General features: G+C 57.5%; 12 protein-coding genes and 1 tRNA gene. 8 read left to right on the forward strand and 5 right to left on the reverse strand.

Translation table 11 applies throughout. From position 1 onward, the window contains the following. The first annotated feature begins 818 nt into the window (after nucleotides 1-818). From C5L39_RS00900 to C5L39_RS00915, 4 genes are all read left to right on the forward strand, one after another. The gene (locus tag C5L39_RS00900) at nucleotides 819-3,764 is read left to right on the forward strand and encodes a (Fe-S)-binding protein (protein ID WP_197714690.1); all 2,946 of its coding nucleotides are present in this window, start codon (nucleotides 819-821) and stop codon (nucleotides 3,762-3,764) included. 111 nt (nucleotides 3,765-3,875) lie between these two features. Continuing rightward, nucleotides 3,876-4,511, forward strand: coding sequence for a DUF1707 SHOCT-like domain-containing protein (locus tag C5L39_RS00905; protein ID WP_165857939.1), 636 nt, complete (start codon nucleotides 3,876-3,878; stop codon nucleotides 4,509-4,511). A 46-nt stretch (nucleotides 4,512-4,557) separates the two neighbouring features. Further along, nucleotides 4,558-5,817, forward strand: coding sequence for a pyridoxal phosphate-dependent aminotransferase (locus C5L39_RS00910; protein WP_123047013.1), 1,260 nt, complete (start codon nucleotides 4,558-4,560; stop codon nucleotides 5,815-5,817). 118 nt (nucleotides 5,818-5,935) lie between these two features. Continuing rightward, entirely contained in the window at nucleotides 5,936-7,192 is a 1,257-nt protein-coding gene (locus C5L39_RS00915) for a YibE/F family protein (protein WP_123047014.1), read from the forward strand. Here the strand turns inward: C5L39_RS00915 and C5L39_RS00920 are convergent. Further along, complete coding sequence (locus C5L39_RS00920) at nucleotides 7,189-8,511, reverse strand: UDP-glucose dehydrogenase family protein (RefSeq protein ID WP_123047015.1); 1,323 nt, start codon at nucleotides 8,509-8,511, stop codon at nucleotides 7,189-7,191. The two genes, C5L39_RS00915 and C5L39_RS00920, sit on opposite strands and share 4 nt — an antisense overlap. Before the next feature lie 95 nt (nucleotides 8,512-8,606). Next, entirely contained in the window at nucleotides 8,607-9,170 is a 564-nt protein-coding gene (dcd, locus tag C5L39_RS00925; protein ID WP_123047016.1) for a dCTP deaminase, read from the reverse strand. Between the two features lie 107 nt (nucleotides 9,171-9,277). Here dcd and C5L39_RS00930 point away from each other — a divergent pair. After that, nucleotides 9,278-9,351 (forward strand) — tRNA-Gly (locus tag C5L39_RS00930). Between the two features lie 341 nt (nucleotides 9,352-9,692). Here the strand turns inward: C5L39_RS00930 and C5L39_RS00935 are convergent. After that, nucleotides 9,693-11,357 carry a VanW family protein gene (locus C5L39_RS00935; RefSeq protein ID WP_123047017.1) on the reverse strand — a complete coding sequence of 555 codons (1,665 nt, stop codon included), beginning with the start codon at nucleotides 11,355-11,357 and terminating at the stop codon, nucleotides 9,693-9,695. Nucleotides 11,358-11,450: 93 nt separating this feature from the next. Beyond that, a complete protein-coding gene (locus C5L39_RS00940; RefSeq protein WP_123047107.1) occupies nucleotides 11,451-12,620 on the reverse strand; it encodes a glycoside hydrolase family 3 N-terminal domain-containing protein in 1,170 nt (389 codons plus the stop codon). Between the two features lie 140 nt (nucleotides 12,621-12,760). Between C5L39_RS00940 and C5L39_RS00945 the strand changes: the two genes are divergently transcribed. Genes C5L39_RS00945 through C5L39_RS00955 form a run of 3 tightly spaced genes read left to right on the forward strand, consistent with a single transcriptional unit; the run spans nucleotide 12,761 to nucleotide 16,654 of the window. Next, a complete protein-coding gene (locus C5L39_RS00945; protein ID WP_123047108.1) occupies nucleotides 12,761-13,249 on the forward strand; it encodes a universal stress protein in 489 nt (162 codons plus the stop codon). Nucleotides 13,250-13,263: 14 nt separating this feature from the next. Continuing rightward, entirely contained in the window at nucleotides 13,264-13,461 is a 198-nt protein-coding gene (locus C5L39_RS00950; protein ID WP_123047018.1) for a DUF2613 domain-containing protein, read from the forward strand. A gap of 16 nt (nucleotides 13,462-13,477) precedes the next feature. Beyond that, nucleotides 13,478-16,654 carry a DUF3367 domain-containing protein gene (locus C5L39_RS00955; protein WP_245974829.1) on the forward strand — a complete coding sequence of 1,059 codons (3,177 nt, stop codon included), beginning with the start codon at nucleotides 13,478-13,480 and terminating at the stop codon, nucleotides 16,652-16,654. Here the strand turns inward: C5L39_RS00955 and C5L39_RS00960 are convergent. Then, on the reverse strand, nucleotides 16,546-17,721 hold the full coding sequence (locus C5L39_RS00960; RefSeq protein ID WP_245974830.1) for an acyltransferase family protein: 1,176 nt from the start codon (nucleotides 17,719-17,721) through the stop codon (nucleotides 16,546-16,548). The two genes, C5L39_RS00955 and C5L39_RS00960, sit on opposite strands and share 109 nt — an antisense overlap. Nucleotides 17,722-17,785: the final 64 nt, after the last annotated feature.

Raw genomic sequence — 17,785 nt, forward strand, 5'->3', positions numbered from 1 at the left:
GGCTGGAAACATACATCCGGTAGGTAACAAACCCCAAGTTGCTTCGGTAGTCCTGCTGAACCGTCTGGTTCCAACAACCGTTTGTTGAAGACGTTGTGAAACGGGGCTCTTCTGGGGGCGAAGTTACGGCTGTTGGTTCCATTGCTGTTACAAACGCCTCTTTATCTTCGGTGTTCAATCTTTCAAATGCCTGATCGGGGTCCGAAGACTCCATTACTCCGTAGACTAGTTCAGTGAGGGGTTCGGTATTTGCCTCTTGCGCGGATGCATTAACAGTGGGTACAGCGAGAAGTATAGATGTTACAAGCGCAGTGCATAGGCCCTTGAGCTTCATGGGATCACTCATTCTTCTTTTGAGGCGGACAAGGCTAAAGCAGCCTTTTGCATGATCATAAATAGGTTACTAGAAGCTGTTGAATGCCGCAGAATATGGGCAGCCTCGACGGCGGTAAGAACGCCGTAAACGGGCCCGGTCCTGCCCGCAAGTCGTGGACATCAATTGCTGACTCAAACGACTTTCATAACACGACCTAGTACTCCACGACTCCTCCGTGTCCTCAGTGCAACCACTTTTGGCCATCACCATCAGCGATTGGTCCTTCGGATTTATAACCATTTCTCGGCCCAACCTTGACGCTCACAGCTGATCAATAGATCAGATCCTCGCCTCATCACTCCGTCGGCTGTCTCCCCCGAGCCCAGCAACCACTCAGATGTCTGCATGAAACCTGGCTCCGGCTTCGCTCCGTGTCGGCTCCCCCAGTTATGGTTGGTCCAAGTCCCACCTGAACCGTTACTACGAGGATTGTGAAACACCGATGCCTATAGAAGCCGTCTCCACCTCCACCATCGTGTTGGGCAGCATTGGCATCGCTCTGGCGATCCCGGCGTTCATTTACTTCGGGTTCGCGGCCTTCCGGATCTTCCGGCTGATTCGTTCCGGGCAACCTCTTCCGGCAGGCAGTCGCACTGATCAGCCCATCCGTCGATTAGTGCAGGTTGCCATCGAGGTATTCGGCCATACCCACTTCAAGGGGCGACCGGTAGTAAACACTGCGCATTGGCTGGTCATGGTGGGCTTCATGTTCGGTGTCTTAGTGTGGTTCGAGGCGTTTATCCAGACCTTCAACCCAGCAGCAGGTTGGCCGATCATCAGCCACTGGGCGATCTATCACTTCATTGAAGAAATCCTGGCGGTAGGCACCATCCTCGGCATTGTGGCGTTGATTGTTATTCGCATCATTACCGGCACCAAGAGTCGAGCTTCGCGCTTCTATGCTTCCAACGCCACCGCTGCCCGCACCATTGAGACGATTGTCCTGATCGAGGGCCTAGGAATCCTATTCGTGAAAGCTGGCCGCATCGCTACCTTTGGTGGCGGCAGCCTCTGGGCGGACTTCCTCTCCATCCACATCGCAAAGCTCCTGCCCGCATCTCCGGTCATGGTCTCGGTGTTTGCACTCATCAAGCTCTTGGTCGGCATGGCCTTTTTGGTTCTGATGGCTCGCTATCTTTCTTGGGGAGTGGGCTGGCACCGATTCCTCGCCGCCTTCAATATCTACTTCCAGCGCAACGCTGACGGTGCCAAGGCCACTGGTGCGCTCAACCCGATGGTCTCCAAGGGCAAGGCGCTCACGCTCGATAATGTCGAGGACGACGATGTTCTCGGCATCGGCACCCTGGGCGATGCTTCTTGGAAGCTGCTTCTCGACACCTCCACCTGCACCGAATGTGGCCGCTGCCAGGATCTCTGCCCCGCATGGAACACCGAGAAACCGCTCAACCCCAAGCTGTTAATGACAGACTTGCGCGACGCGGTCGTCGATAATGATTACCTCGACCAGCACTCAAGCATGGACGTGCTCAAACTCGCTGGCCAAGGTGGCGTGATCTCCGATGAGGTGTTGTGGTCTTGCACCAACTGCGGCGCATGTGTTGACCAGTGTCCCGTGGATATCGAGCACATCGACCACATCGCCGACCTGCGCCGCTTCCGGGTGCTCTCCGATTCGGAATTCCCTTCGGAGCTGACCGGCCTATTCAAAAACCTAGAGACCAAGGGCAACCCGTGGGGGCGCAACAACTCCGAACGTGCCTCCTGGGTCGAGGAAGCCCGCCGCGATGGGCTGCCCGTTCCAGTCATCGGCGAAGATCTGGAAGACTTCTCCGATACCGAGTACCTCTTCTGGGTCGGCTGTGCCGGCGCCTTCGATGAAGATGGTCGGCGCACAACTCGCGCGGTGATTGACCTCCTGCACACCGCTGGCGTCAAATACGCTGTGCTCTCCACCGGGGAGACCTGTAGCGGTGATCCCGCTCGTCGCGCTGGCAATGAGTTCCTCTTCCAAATGCTCGCCACCGAGAACATCGAATCACTCAACAATGTCTTCGAGGGTGTTCCCACCGGACAGCGCAAAATAATCACCACCTGCCCGCATTGCTTCAACACCATCCGTAATGAATACTCCGATTTCGGTGGACATTTCGATGTCTTCCACCACACTCAGTTGCTCAACCGACTAGTCCGCGAAAAGCTCCTAACGCCGGTGCCGCGCAGCCCAGAAAACCGCAAGCCCATCACCTATCACGACCCTTGCTTCCTTGGCCGTCACAACCAGGTCTACGACCCGCCCCGAGAGCTTCTCGACGTCACCGGTGTCGAACTACGCGAGATGGATAACTCCCGCGAGGAAGCATTCTGCTGTGGTGCCGGCGGTGCCCGAATGTTCATGGAAGAAAAGACCGGACGCCGCGTCAACGAGTTCCGCGCCGAGCAAGCGCTCACTACCGGCGCCGAAGAAATCGCCACCGGCTGCCCATTCTGCAACACCATGTTCACCGGCGGCGTCAAAGCGCTCGATTCTGCCCAGACCTCCATCAAAGACGTCTCCGTCATGCTGCGAGACTCTGTGCTTATCGACGGCCAGCTCCCTCCCGCACGCACCCCCGCATTCTTAGGGACCCCTCGTCCTCGCCCTTCCACCAAATCTGCAGCACCAAAGTCATCAGAAGAGACTGCTCCCATCACCACCCCGGCGGCTGCACCACCAGCGACGCCTCCGGCTGCACCCTCTGTGCCGGCTATTCCTGGTGCTCCGGCGGCTCCAGGTAGTGCAGTTCCTCCAGCCCCTGCGGCACCGGTAGTTCCAGCTGCACCGGGTAGTGCGGTTCCTCCCGCCCCGGCGGCTCCTGCGGCTCCGGGTAGTGCTGTTCCCTCTGCGCCGATTGCCCCATCGGTCCCGGCAGCTCCCAGTAGTGCGGTTCCTCCAGCCCCTGCAGCTCCTGCGGCGCCAGGTAGTGCTGTTCCAGCTGCACCGGCGGCTCCTGCGGCGCCAGGTACTGCGGTTCCAGCTGCACCGGGTAGTGCGGTTCCTCCAGCCCCTGCAGCTCCTGCGGCTCCGGGTAGCGCTGTTCCCTCTGCCCCAGTCTCTCCAGCAGTACCGAAAGCTCCGGGTAGTGCGGTTCCTCCAGCTCCTGCAGCTCCTGTGGCACCGGGTAGTGCTGTTCCCTCTGCACCTGTTGCCCCGTCGGTTCCGGCAGCTCCCGGTAGTGCGGTTCCTCCCGCGCCTCCCGCTCCTGCGGCACCAGGTGCTGCCACTCCTGCAGCCCCGGGCAGTGCGGTACCTCCTGAGCCGACAGCTCCTCCGGCACCAGGTAGTGCAATACCGCCGGCACCAGGTAGTGCAATACCGCCGGCACCAGGTAGTGCAATACCGCCGGCACCAGGTGGAACCACCCCAGAATCTGATGAGGATTCTCACTGACTTAAGGGAGTTAAATATCCATGAATCTCTCGCGGTCATGCGTTTTTCATGGTGATAAATCAGGGAATTCCCGGAAGCCGAGTGATCTTGCCATCGGTAGACTCTGAAACTATGAACGCCAGCCATCAGTACGAAGGCCAGAACAAAAGCGTTCGGCTCAGTGACGCCGAGCGTGCTGCTGCCATGTCCTCGCTTGGCCAGGCTTTTGCAGAGGGCCGCCTTAGCATCGAAGAATATGACAACCGCTGCCACACAATCACTGCAGCCCAGGTACAGGGGGAATTGCAACCACTATTTGCAGACCTCCCTGCGCTCCACGGCAGCCCCGGCTCAGAGGTATCAAAGCTCTACAGTGCCCAGGAAATTGATCATGCTTTCCGAGAAGGCCGCAAGCTTCGGCTGGGAATATTCGGATTAACTTCCATCGGGGCAGTTGCAGGAGCCATAGCTTTATCTACTTTGACCCCAACTGCCTGGTTGCTGATGCTGATCATTCCAACGATCTGGATTCTGCTTTATGTCATGAAGATCGGCCCGACGACGTGGTACGTGCCGAGTCCGAGGGCCGTCGATAAGCAACGCATCCGTGAGCTACGCACAGCAGAAAAGCTACGGGCTGCCGAGCTTCGAGTGGCCGAACAAGATCGTCTGTCAGAGTTGCGAACGAAACGTCGCGAACAAACCGCCGAGATCACTAACAAGGCGATGGATTTCGTCAACAAGACGATTAAGAAAAAGCCGGAATAGCAGGGCATCCTTTCGCAACAGATCTCCGGATGGCAACATAGTGCCCATGACTGAGACCGATCCCCAGAATCCGATCCGCCGGCGTAGTCCGCGTATCTTTGACCAGTCCGACAAGATGAAGGACGTTCTTTATGAGATTCGTGGTCCCGTAGCGGCAGAAGCGGAGCGTCTTGAGCTGGACGGTCACCGCATTCTCAAACTCAATACGGGCAACCCTGCGACCTTTGGTTTTGATGCCCCAGATGTAATCATGCGCGATATGATCGCCGCTTTGCCAACCGCTCAGGGCTACTCAACATCCAAGGGAATCATCCCGGCGCGCCGGGCGATTGTCACCCGCTACGAGCTTATCGACGAGTTCCCGTATTTCGACGTCGATGACGTATTCCTCGGCAATGGTGTCTCCGAGTTGATCACCATGACGATGCAGGCACTGCTCAACGATGGCGACGAAGTGCTCATCCCTGCCCCCGATTACCCCCTGTGGACCGCTGCGTGTTCCCTCTCCGGGGGCAAGCCGGTGCACTACCTCTGTGATGAGGAAGACGACTGGAATCCTTCGATTGAGGATATCGAATCCAAGATCACGGAAAAGACCAAAGCAATCGTGGTCATTAATCCCAACAACCCGACAGGTGCTGTGTACCCGCGGGAAGTGCTGCAGAAGATCGTCGATATTGCCCGCGAGCATGAACTGCTCATCTTGGCCGATGAGATTTATGACCGGATTCTCTACGACGATGCTCAACACATTAATATCGCCTCGCTGGCACCAGATCTGCTGACGATCACCTACAACGGCCTGTCCAAGGCCTACCGGGTAGCTGGTTACCGAGCTGGCTGGATGGTGCTAACCGGACCGAAGGAACATGCCGGCGGATTCGTCGAAGGCATCGAGCTGCTCGCAGGAACCCGCCTATGCCCGAATGTGCCTGCACAGCATGCTATCCAAGTAGCACTCGGCGGCCGCCAATCAGTCTACGAACTCACTAATTCCGGTGGTCGCCTACTCAATCAGCGCAATATCGCGCATGAAAAACTCAATGAGATCCCCGGAGTCAGTGTCACCAAACCGATGGGTGCGCTCTACGCATTCCCGCGCCTAGACCCGAACGTCTATGAGATCCATGACGACTCCAAGCTGATGCTTGATATTCTGCGCGCAGAAAAGATCTTGTTGGTCCAAGGAACAGGCTTCAACTGGCCGGAGCCAGACCACTTCCGAGTAGTCACCCTCCCATGGGCCTCTCAATTGGAAAACGCGATCGAGCGATTGGGCAATTTCCTGGTCAGCTACAAGCAATAGGACGCGGTGTTTTCCCGTACCTGCCCAAATGTTCAGGGTGGATGCGGGGGCGGTGTCAGTCTCACAGTAAGCAGCCAGCAATGACTATTTCTGCTCCTACTGATTAACATCGTCACCTATGGGACGACATCACTCCACCAGTACTTCCACTGTGGCCACTTCACCTTGGCGCAAACTGCTCATGGCGTTTCTGGCGTTTTCAGTTGCCGCCACAGTGATAGGTCTGTGGTGGCAGTGGCCGGATGCTGAGGGACCGGAGATCTCACCGGATTTTGCGACCACTTTTAGCCTCAACCACACCCAGGTCGAGGGAACTGTGACGCTGGTGGATTCTGCTTTATGTAATTCGCCGTCCAATGGTACGGCGTTTGAAGGGTCTCCGGTGGTTCCTCTCCAGCAGTCTGACGAGTCTTGTAACCGGGCGTTAGTCGACATTACTTCTGGGCAAAACGCTGGCATGCAAACCATGCTTGTCCACTACGGATTGCCCGGCGAACCAGTCTTAGAAGAAGGCGACAAGATCCTCCTCGCCGAAACTCCCGTGGCTGATGGCCCTGCTACCTATTCTTTCTCTGATTACCAGCGCACCACTGCCTTGATTATCTGGGGTGTGATCATCGCGCTCGCGATCGTCATCTTCGCAATGTGGCGCGGTGTCCGTGCGCTGCTTGGGCTGGTCATCACTCTCGGGGGCATCGCGATATTCCTTCTCCCAGCGCTGCTAAATGGAGGAAATGGCCTGGTTCTAGCGCTCGTCGCGGGCTCTGCCATCCTCATGATCGTGGTGCCACTGGTCCACGGTCTGAACTGGAAATCCGCATCTGCACTCGGCGGTACGCTCATCGCTTTGGGTGCGGCATCCATGCTGGCTTATTTTGCTATCGATACCACCCATTTACGCGGGCTGGGCGACCAAGAAAACCTCAATATTCTGCTCTATCTGCCCGGCGTATCCATCATCAGTCTCATGCTGTGTGGCTTTATTATCGGCGCCCTTGGTGTACTCAACGACGTCACCATTGCTCAAGCCTCTACCGTCAACGAGCTCGCCAGCATCGATCCGGATGCCACCCCCGGCAGATTGTTTATCGGCGCTATGAAAGTTGGCCGCGATCATATCTCCTCGATGATCTACACCCTGGTGTTGTCCTACACGGGTGCGGCTTTGCCTCTGCTCCTGCTGCTTAGTGTGGCAGAGCGTCCATTAAGCCAAACCATGACTAGCGACGTAGTTGCCACCGAGCTGCTGCGATCCGGCATCGGTGCTCTCGCACTAACCTTGGCGGTACCGCTGACCACGATCATCGCTGCTTGGACGGTCCCTGATCGAAAGATCCTGACGAAGGCCGTTGAGACGATGCCTGCCGAGGTCTAAAGGTTGCGGCCCAACGCCTGAATATCCCAGCCAGCGGCTTGCCATTGGTCGACCGGAAGAACATTGCGCCCATCAATGATCACTCGCCGGCGGACCAATTCGCCGGTTGTTGCCGGATCAAGGTCGCGGAACTGCTGCCATTCAGTAGCTAAGACCACTACATCGGCACCGGTGAGCGCGTCTTCGACTGTCGGTGAGTAATTCAGTGTGGGGAATACCTTCCGAGCATTGTCCATCGCTTGCGGATCGTAGACACTAACCTCAGCGCCTGCTAGCGAAAGCGAACCCGCCACACTCAAGGCGGGAGAGTCACGAACGTCATCAGAATTGGGCTTGAACGCCGCACCTAACACCGTGACCCGGTGCCCAAGAAGATCTCCCCCACATAGCTTGCGGGTAAGTTGAACCGCCCGCTCGCGGCGGCGCATATTGACCGCATCTACCTCGCGGAGGAAGGTCAACGCTCGATCGGCCCCGAGCTCACCTGCGCGAGCCATGAAGGCCCGGATGTCTTTAGGCAGGCAGCCTCCACCGAAGCCTAAACCGGCACCAAGGAATTTCCGACCAATTCGGTCGTCATAGCCGATGGCATCAGCTAAAGCGGTGACATCGCCACCAGCGGCCTCGCAGACCTCGGATACTGCGTTGATAAAGGAAATCTTGGTAGCCAAGAAGGCATTGGCCGAGACCTTGACTAACTCTGCGGTGGGTAGATCCGTGACCAAAAAGGGTGTTTCTTGAGAAAGCGGGATGGCGTAGACCTCCCGGGCAATTTCCTCGGCACGGGAATCACCACCGTTGACACCGAGCACGATGCGATCTGGGGTGATGGTATCAGTGACTGCGTAGCCTTCCCTGAGGAACTCTGGGTTCCAAGCAATCTCCACATTGGTGTCGGGGCCAGCCAAGCTATCGGCTAATTCCTGCAGCTGAGCGGCAGTACCAACCGGTACCGTCGATTTTCCAAAAATTGTGTGATTGCCCTTCATCAGCGGGACCAAATCCTCGATGACCGCGCGCACAAAGGTCAGATCCGCTGCATAGGATCCCCTGCGTTGCGGCGTCCCGACGCCGAGGAAATGTACGTTCGCAAATTCAGCGGCCTCCCCGTAGTCCGTGGTGAAGTTCAATCGACCGCTCTCAAGATTGCGGTTGAGTACCTCCGGTAATCCAGGCTCGAAGAATGGGACAACGCCCGACTTGAGTGAGTCAATCTTGGCGGAATCTACGTCCACGCCGAGAACCTCATGGCCGAGTTCAGCCATGCAGGCTGAGTGAGTTGCCCCAAGATAACCAGTGCCGATGACAGTCATGTGCATAATGACCATTCTTACCGGCAGGATGTGAACGGGGGCTTAAATCGGACTTAAAGCACGGATCTACCTACCGATTCTGCTGCTTCCAGGGGTAACGATCAGCGGAAGTTGAGATATGCCTTCGACGCAGTCGGGCCTCGCTGGCCTTGATACTTCGAGCCCAGCACGCCGGAACCATAGGGAGTCTCCGCTGGCGAAGACATGTTAAACAGCGCCAATTGGCCGACTTTCATCCCTGGCCACAAGGTCATCGGCAGGTTGGCTACGTTCGACAACTCTAGGGTGATGTAACCGGAAAACCCGGGATCAATGAATCCTGCAGTGGAATGGGTCAGCAGGCCCAAACGTCCCAAAGAGGATTTTCCTTCTAACCTGCCAGCGAGATCGGCAGGAAGAGTGAATTTCTCCAGCGTGGAAGCTAGGACGAACTCGCCTGGGTGCAGCACGAATGGCTCGCCGTCTTCCACCTCGACAAGGCTTGTCAGCTCATCTTGCTGGAGCTTTGGATCGATGTGGGTGTACTTCGAGTTATTGAATACTCGAAATAGCTTGTCCATTCGCACGTCCACGCTCGAGGGCTGGACGTTGGCGGGCTCATAGGGCTCGATGCCGAGCACACCAGAATCGATGGCTGAGCGGATGTCACGATCAGAGAGAAGCACGTCAGCCAGTCTACGTCACTGAGCCAGATCTTCATTCAGGGACCGGTTCGCAATCGAGATTCTAGGTTTTGCTAGAGTGGTCTCCAGCACGTTTGAGCTGCCCCTTTGCCGGCGTAGTTTAGTGGTAGAACATCAGCTTCCCAAGCTGAGAGTGCGAGTTCGATTCTCGTCGCCGGCTCCACGTATTAGTAGCGGCCCACCGAATTCTCGGTGGGCCGTTTTTTCGTGCGCTGATTGAACTCCGGAGATTGGGGGTGGTTGTTCGCACCGCACAAACCGCACAGAGCCCTAGCCAAAGCCCACCAACTGCAGTGCGAACAACCACACACCACAGCCCACCCCACCACCGCGGTTATTCGCACCGCACAAACCACCCGACTCCCCGGCCAAAGCCCACCAACTGCAGCGCGAATAACCACTGTGGCGTCGAAAAGCGGGCCAGCACTCCAAAAAGGGATGCCAGCCCGCAGGAAAATCAACCTTGGCTAGACCACAGCGCCAGCTCTAGCTCCAGCGCCAGCTCTAGCCAGTGCAGGTCACGATCGGTTGGGGATCATAAACCGTGGTCTGGGTCTCTCGAGAAATCTCATTACCGGAGAGATTGCTGATGATTCGAGTATCGGAGGTGGTGAATCCTTGGTTTCCGCTCGAAGGTATGCAATCTTCACCGGAGATATCCCGTTCCGGTGGCTCAGTGAATGCCCATTTACCGCCGTTGACAGATTCCACCTGGACGGTCTTGATACCGGTGATCTGTACCGTGAGGTCTCCGCCGCCCATGAAAGACTCAATCCGAACCGGGTAGGGGGAGCTATTGCGGAATTGGAGATCAATTGCGCCCTCGTAGACGGTGGCTTCACGGCCAGCCGGGTAGCGGGAGATGTAGTAGCTGTGCGGGGTGTGCGCGATATCGTCCATCCCGGAGAAATAGGTGGCGTTATAGAGCGTGGTGGCGAATTGGCTGATTCCGCCGCCGACGGCTTCGCCTGCGCGGCCGTCGATAATCACGCCACTTTCTACATAGCCCTGAGCGGTGCCTCTAGAGCCGGTGAATTCGTTGAGGGAGAAGGTCTCTCCTGGGGCGACGATGGCACCGTTGACGGTGTTGGAGACTTGAGCGATATTGATACCGCTAGCCTCTGCATAGCCTGAGGTGGTGAATTCGCCCAGCACTTCGTCGAAGGTGGCAGTCTCTGCCATTTCGGTAGTGAAGGCGGCTGGGTCATCTAGGTAGACCGCTTCCCAGTTCTTTGCTGCGACATCGGCATTGAGTACTCGGTCGGCAAAACCAGCCATGGTGGTTTCCCAGTCGATTTCTACTCCGTCGACGGAGGGAGTGATCTGTTTTGCACCATTGACGTAGGTGATCGTCGCGTTGAGGCGTTCGCTCTCAGTCACCGATAGTTGGCTGGAGAGCAATTCCTCGGCAGCCTCAGTGTTGATGTCGGTGCGCAGCAGCTCTCCATCGGGTACGAAGGACACGACCTGCCCCATCTGTTCTAGGTTGATGACACCAGTGATCTCATCACGGCCACGAACTTCAATGGGTGCGGAAAGAGCGGCGGCAGCTGGCCCTTCGGCTGCTTCATCGACGGCATCCTGTCCAATCATGGGATCGGTCAGGTCCGCTTCGACGGTGACGCCCTCGGGATTAAGCCAATCGGTGGTGATCGCCTCGTGGAGTTCTTCTGCATCGGTGGTCTGTCCGATCACGGGAGCGATGGCGTCCACGCGGCCGTCGATAAGCAGGACGGCACCGTCGACAGGTTCGGCGTTGAGCTCCTCGTGGATACGGTCAACCTCTGGGTTCAACAGCGCCTCATTAGTATCTGAAACGATTTCGGCCTCAGTTTCGACACCGAATAAGCCCTGCAGGCGAATCAACGGATTGAGCGATTCCGTGCCTAGCTGCGAGACGGTCTCATCCCAGTTGATGGCCATCCCAGCCTGTAGCGGAATGAACTGTGAAGTACGTTCCCCAGCACTAACCGATACTGGCTCATCGACGACCCCGCCGAGCTCCTTTTCTAAGAGATCGCGGGCCTCATCTGGGCTCAGGCCGCCAACGGCCACCCCACCGACGGTGGTGCCGCGGGGGACATTTCCCTTGGTGAGAGCGTAATCAACCCCATAGGCGATTCCCATCACCGCGAGCAGGCCAACGGCTACTCCGAGAAAAATCCTCATGCCTTTTCGGCCACTGTCCTGGTTATTTGACTGGCTCACACATCACACACTAATGGGATTGACAGGGAAATACCTACTTAGCCACGAGGTATCTCAGACTCCAGATTCCAATAATTGCAGCTGCACGCGTTGGGCTGACTGGGTTATCTGTGATGTGGAAACTTGGCCGTCGCTGACTGCCTGATCAACGACATCGATGACATGGCTTAGATCTGTGACAGAAGAAAATAGCGCTTGGTCCGCACCTGCCTGCAAGGCTGCAGTAACTGCTTGTCCCAGAGAGTAGTGATCTGTAATCGCGCGCATCCCCGACAGATCATCCGTACAGGTCAATCCATCAAACGGCTCTCCACCAGGATAATCGCCGCTGCGGAGTAACTGATAGGTAGCAGGATCCAGGCTGGAAGGAGTGACTCCATCGCCTAGTCCTGGAACCACCATATGTCCGATCATCACTGCGCCTGGGGACTTCGGCAGCGCCACGGTATAGGGGATCAAATCATGATCGTAGAGCTGTTCGAGCGGCGGAGTGACTGCTAATTTCTCATGGGTGTCCCCGCTAGCTTGGCCATGCCCAGGAAAGTGCTTATATACCGGGGTAATTCCAGCCTCGGTCAGACCAGCGGCAAAGGCTGCACCGTATTCTCCAACTTCCCACGGATCGGTGGAAAAAGCGCGATCACCGACAATCGGCAAATCAATGGTGTCAACATCAAGCACGGGAGCATAGTTGATGCTTATTCCATGCTGATGCAAGGTCTCCCCCAGCTCACGCGCATGGTTTTGCACCTGTTCCGGGGTCATCGTGGCGGCCATTTCCTGCGCGGAGACTCGCTCACCGAGCACCTCTGAGTGCCGTTGAACACGGCCACCCTCGTAGTCGATGGATACCGAAAATGGACGATCAATAATTTCCCGAAGGGCTGCGATATCGCGCCCTGGTTCGGCCAACAGCCCTGAATCTGCCCAACTGGGAATAAATATCCCACCAACGCCCTGGTTGAGTTTGGCCAAAGCGTCATCAAAGTCGGTCACACCGACCACCATCAATGAAGCAATCTGCTCCCGTTGTTGCTCAGGTACTCGCTCCAGAGCAATCTCGGCAGGGCTAGGCGGAACACTAGAGGTAGTGCTGGAAGTAGTAGTGGAAATAGCAGTTGTCGAGCTAGTTTCCGCTTCGGTTGGCTCCGGCTCCGAGGTTCCGGAGGCGCAGGAAGCCAAAACTAAAATTGCAAAGGTAGAGACCACCAACCGAGTGGCGATCTGACCTTTAGCTGTCCATCCCTGACGATGGTTGGCGTTGAACACACTGACAGTGTGCCTGATAGATCGCTAGACTCGTCAACGACTGGCTATTTGAACTAAGGAAAAGTGCAGCTGTGAGCACACCCAAGCAATTGACCATGCTCATCGCCTACGACGGCTCTGATGAGGCTCGCCGGGCAATGAATTATGCCGCCCAGCTGCTCGTACCCACGCACGTCGAAGTGCTCACTGCATGGGAACCACTACAGCGAACTGCTTCTCGCTCCATTAATATGTCGGGCCTCTACCAGGCAGAATGGGTAAATAGCTCCGAAGCAGAAGATCCGGTCTATGCCAAGGCCCGAGCGACTTGTCAGGAAGGGATGGATCTCGCGCGTTCTTTGGGATTAGCCCCACGAGCCCACCTGGTGGAGGTAGAAGCCACTGTGTGGTCCGCGATTGTCGATGCGGTCTGGAAACTACAACCAGATGTCATTGTGAGCGGAACTCGTGCCACTAGCGGCTGGCGTTCACTATTCCAGCCTTCAACATCGGGCAGTATTCTGCAGAATGCCGGAATCCCGATGCTTATCGTTCCCCCGGAGGCAGACTCGGAAGACGCCGAGGATTCCGGAGACAACTCCTGATAGGATCAGTTTCCATGTCAGAAGCATCTACCTCAGTTAACCGCCGTAGTCTCCAATCGGTGGTAGCCAGCGCAGTCGTTGGCGTGGCACTCGGTGTGGTCTCCATCATCGGAATCGCCGCCTTCTCCGGGCAAGATTCAGTCCCGCAGGGCAACGCCGTGCCGGCCTCTGATGCGCTACTCGGCGGCCCGGAATACGGCACCCGCGGCTGATACCAGAGTTAGATCCGTGCGCCTTCTCACGGTCCCGCGTTTTCTGCCCAAAGCCCAGCCACACCTCCTTGGCTGGGTATTTTTAACGATCCTGGTTTTCCTCCAGCCCGCTGGGTTCACTAGCGCAGACACCAAGCACGATTTGACCGCCAATCCGGCTGGTTTCCTCGCCGGAGCGCTCCACGCTTGGACCGATACGTTTACCCTAGGTCAGCTACAAAACCAGGCTTATGGTTATCTTTTCCCACACGGGTTGTTCTTTCTCATCACCGATGGATTGCCCGATTGGCTAGCTCAGCGCCTCTGGTGGACTCTTGTTCTCGGGGTCGGATATTCCGGGTTTCTGCTGTTAAGCACGCGGCTACGGGTCGGTTCCCCTGGTTTTCGTATCTTGGCAGCGTTGCTCTACGCGCTCTCCCCTCGAGGTCTAAGCACGCTGAGCACCATCTCTTCCGAGACGTGGCCAGTCATGTTGGCTCCGTGGGTGATCATTCCGCTGCTCGGACGACTAGACCGGCGCGCCATCGCCGCAGCGGTCTTACCGGTGGCTGCAATGGGTGCGGTCAATGCCACTGCCACGTTGGCTGCCTGTCTGCCAGCCGGGATTGTGCTGGTTTGGCGGATCCTGCGCCGTGATCAAGGGGCCTTGGCGGCCACTGCTGCGTGGCTTGCGGGATGCCTTTTCGTCAGCTTGTGGTGGATCGGACCGCTGTTGATTCTTGGCCGCTACTCCGCTCCTTTCACGGACTTTATCGAGTCTTCTTTCGTGACCACTAGGTGGCTCAACCTGGTGGAAATTCTCCGCGGTACCACCAGTTGGGCGCCCTTCGCGGACTCCGAGCGAGTGGCCGGAACGCTACTGGTGTCTGAACCAGTGTTTATCTTGCTCACCGTGGCTGTTGCTGCGCTTGGCTTGTGGGGCTTGGGGCTAGCAGCAACTCCACATCGCCAACTATGGACAATCATGCTGCTGAGCGGGGTGGCGGTGTTGGGAGTTGCCCACGGCCCCCTCGGCCCGCAGTGGTTGGAGTTTTTAGATGGACCGGGCGTGGCCTTGCGCAATCTCCATAAATTCGATCCACTCGTGCGCATTCCGCTGCTGATCGGAGTTGCCGGACTGGGAGCGTACCTGCGGCTGCCCGCGACTCGAGGACAGTGGGTGTCACCGGGGCGTCGAGAAGCAGCTGGTGTCCTCGTTTGTCTGATCGCCGCGGCCAGCATGGCGCCGGCGTGGTCAGGACGCCTTCTGCCACTCGGTGCCTATGAACAGGTCCCAGATTATTGGTCGGAAGCGAGCACTTTCCTCAATGAGGAGGCCTCTGAAACCCGCACGCTGATCGTCCCAGAGACCTCTTTTGCCCGCCAAGACTGGGGTTGGACTCGTGATGAACCCGCGCAGCCGTTGTTGGAGGTGCCCTGGGCAGTCCGCGATGCGGTGCCCTTGATTGACCCAGAAGCCATTCGCGGCCTCGATGGGGTCATGTCCGTATTGCACCATGATCCTGAGACTGGGGTGGCTGCGCTGCGCCGCCTTGGCATCGGTGCAGTACTAATCCGCCATGACTTGGCTGAGGACACAGAAACCATCGATGCCGACGCCATCGCTGAAGCCACCGGTGCCAGTGTCGAGTCTTTCGGTGATCAGCAACAGGTGGAGATCATCCTCTTCGACCCGGTCGCCGACTTGATGATCACTTCTGAAGATCCCGTTCGGGTAGCTGGTGGCGGTGAAATTCTCGCGCTTATCGACGCCCGTTTCGGCTCCGGCCCCCGGCTCCTCGTTGACCACGACGCCGAGGTAGTCACTGATACCCCGATGCTCACCGTCCGTAACTACGGCACCCTTCAGGGGGCGGTCTCGGCACCGCTAGCAGATCTTGCCGAGGGTGCCGATGTGCGCAATGCAGTCCCGAACTATCCCTCGGTCGGCCCTTATACCCAGGTAATCGAGCACGGCGGGCACGTCAGCGCCAGCAGCTCCGCGGCAGATGCCACGAGCTTCGGCGGGGCAGACCCGGCGCGATCGATGACTGCCGCTGTCGACAACTATCCCGAGACCGCGTGGTGGCCCACACCCGGCACGGCAGCCGGTCAGTGGCTGGAACTGCAGCCAGATCTGGACCTTAACGACCCAGTAGTCACGATTACCGCCACCGCAGACACGGTGTTATTGGTCAATGACACGGAGGTGGAACTGGTAGCTGAGGAACCCACCGAAGTCATGCTCGAGGGCAACGTTGAGGCAGTACGACTAACCCTCAGCGAGCCCGGTCCGGTGGGTATCGCGGAAGTCGCGATCGAAGGCGCACCCATTGAACGCATCGTCACCGTGCCAGATACCTCCCCTAATGTCTCCCAGTTTCTCTTCCAGCGCCTCGCCGTAGATACCGGAGTGATCATCCGCGAATTCACCGCGCCTACTGAGATGACGCTTCTAGTTGAGACCGCCGAAGAGCTGCCCATCACAGTGGACGGGGTCGAGTATCTCTCCGGGGATATTCTCACCCTGGAACCTGGCACGCACCAACTATTTTCCGACGCAGAATGGGTCAGTCTCGCCTCGGAAGGTGCCGACCCTTCCCCGCTGTGGTCCGCCACTGGCCAGCAGCTCGAACCATCAGAGCTCGACCGGCTGCTGATCACCGGAAGGGCCGCTAACCCGGGGTTGCAGGCCGAATTGGCCGGTAGCCAATTAGAGCCGATTACTATCGACGCCGCCACCCAAGCATTCATCGTTCCTGCCGGCGCCGGCGGCCAAGTGAGATTCTCCTTTGCTGGAGATTCCGCCTATCGCGGTTTCCTCTTCGGCGGCGGGTTGCTAGCGCTGGTGAGTATTGTGGTCGCACTCATAGTGCTTTCCCGTACACGAGCTCAAGCCTTCGAACTCGATGAAGGTCAGGTCCCAGGACTAGCGATCTTCGGTGGGATGGTCATTACCCTCGTGGCTGGTTGGCCAGGTCTCCTCGCAGGACTGGTGACCTATGCGATCCTGCGCATCACGATCATTCCCGGTGGGCTTCTAGCAGCAGCCTTGCTGAGTATTTCTGGCGCATGGCTAGCACGTAGCCCCTGGCCCAGTGGCACCTATGCAGGCGACTCCGAAGTAGTAATGCTCCTTTGCGTTGCAGCCCTAGCTAGCCTATTGGCTACTTGTCTGCCCCAACGGGCAGCCGGTGCTTCCACAAAAAGATAGCTGGCAGCTGCCACCGGCAGTGTCATTATTAACGTCAACGCCAAAATGATGACAAACCCACCTTGAAAATAGCCGATCCCTGCCAGCGGGAACGCCAGGGAGAGCATGGCTAGATGCCACAGGAAGATGGAATAGGACCACCTGCCCAAACTCTGCATCAACGGGCTGGCTAACCATCCACCACCTGGCGCCAGCGCCTGCGGGCAGACCACTGCTACTGCGAACACGGTTCCGGCGATGACTCTCCTGGCGAATTCACTGGGGTCAGGATGCACCAATCCGAGCGGTCCGAACCACTCTTGTCCGGCAATCCAGGCGGTTATCAAGGCCAGAACCCACCATAACCAACGCACCCTCAAAGCTCGATCCACCAGCGGTGGAACTCGGCCTTCGAATTCCGCAGACAATAATCCCACGGCAAACCACAAAGTGTAGGCCGGCGGCCAAATCTGGCGGTTAGCAATACCTGCTGCGAGATCCGGTCCAGCCATCACAAGGGGCAGGTAGGCCCAGCCCAAGCTCAGGAGACCAGCCACGAGGATTGCTGCGATCCGGGCGCGCCGAGGAAGACGCCCGAGGCTTAGCGCCAACAGCGGCAACACTAGGTAAAACGCCATCTCAACACTCAATGACCACAAATGGGTCAGCCCTGGGGCCAGCCCGTCCACGGCGAATACCTGTGTGAGCGTCAGGTTCGCCACTATTTGGCTGCTACTCATCTGCCCAGCCTCTGGCAGGAGCAAGATGACGGCTAGGACGCACACTAAGTAGGCAGGCAAGATCCTCGCGACTCGATTGACTAAATATCTGCCAATCTGAGCGCCGGTGCGATCATGCCGATGGCCACGCCACAAGAGAAATCCAGAAAGTGCAAAGAACGCAGGTACAAAAAAGTCGAATCTCGCTAAAACGGCACCGATGGGGCTCGCAGGATCCATTCCAGTCTGGAAAGACACATGCGCGAGGATGACTCCCAACGCAGCGACTGCACGCACCCCTTCCAACGAAGAAATATGTGCTGGCTTGTAGAATGGAGACATTATGTGGGGCGCGATCGAATGATTCATACCTTGCCCCCTCGACTGTCTCGTTGACCTCTCCCGGCTATTTTCGGTGATCTTAGTGGAAGGA

The sequence above is a fragment of the Corynebacterium alimapuense genome (assembly GCF_003716585.1).
Classification (GTDB): Bacteria; Actinomycetota; Actinomycetes; order Mycobacteriales; family Mycobacteriaceae; genus Corynebacterium; species Corynebacterium alimapuense.

Bases quoted from the DNA above. Each gene is read 5' to 3' on its own strand.
- C5L39_RS00950 (WP_123047018.1), top strand. From the start codon at position 13,264: ATGTCAGAAGCATCTACCTCAGTTAACCGCCGTAGTCTCCAATCGGTG.
- C5L39_RS00960 (WP_245974830.1), bottom strand. From the start codon at position 17,721: ATGAATCATTCGATCGCGCCCCACATAATGTCTCCATTCTACAAGCCA.
- C5L39_RS00935 (WP_123047017.1), bottom strand. From the start codon at position 11,357: ATGAGGATTTTTCTCGGAGTAGCCGTTGGCCTGCTCGCGGTGATGGGA.
- C5L39_RS00910 (WP_123047013.1), top strand. From the start codon at position 4,558: ATGACTGAGACCGATCCCCAGAATCCGATCCGCCGGCGTAGTCCGCGT.
- C5L39_RS00920 (WP_123047015.1), bottom strand. From the start codon at position 8,511: ATGCACATGACTGTCATCGGCACTGGTTATCTTGGGGCAACTCACTCA.
- C5L39_RS00915 (WP_123047014.1), top strand. From the start codon at position 5,936: ATGGGACGACATCACTCCACCAGTACTTCCACTGTGGCCACTTCACCT.
- C5L39_RS00905 (WP_165857939.1), top strand. From the start codon at position 3,876: ATGAACGCCAGCCATCAGTACGAAGGCCAGAACAAAAGCGTTCGGCTC.
- C5L39_RS00945 (WP_123047108.1), top strand. From the start codon at position 12,761: ATGCTCATCGCCTACGACGGCTCTGATGAGGCTCGCCGGGCAATGAAT.
- C5L39_RS00900 (WP_197714690.1), top strand. From the start codon at position 819: ATGCCTATAGAAGCCGTCTCCACCTCCACCATCGTGTTGGGCAGCATT.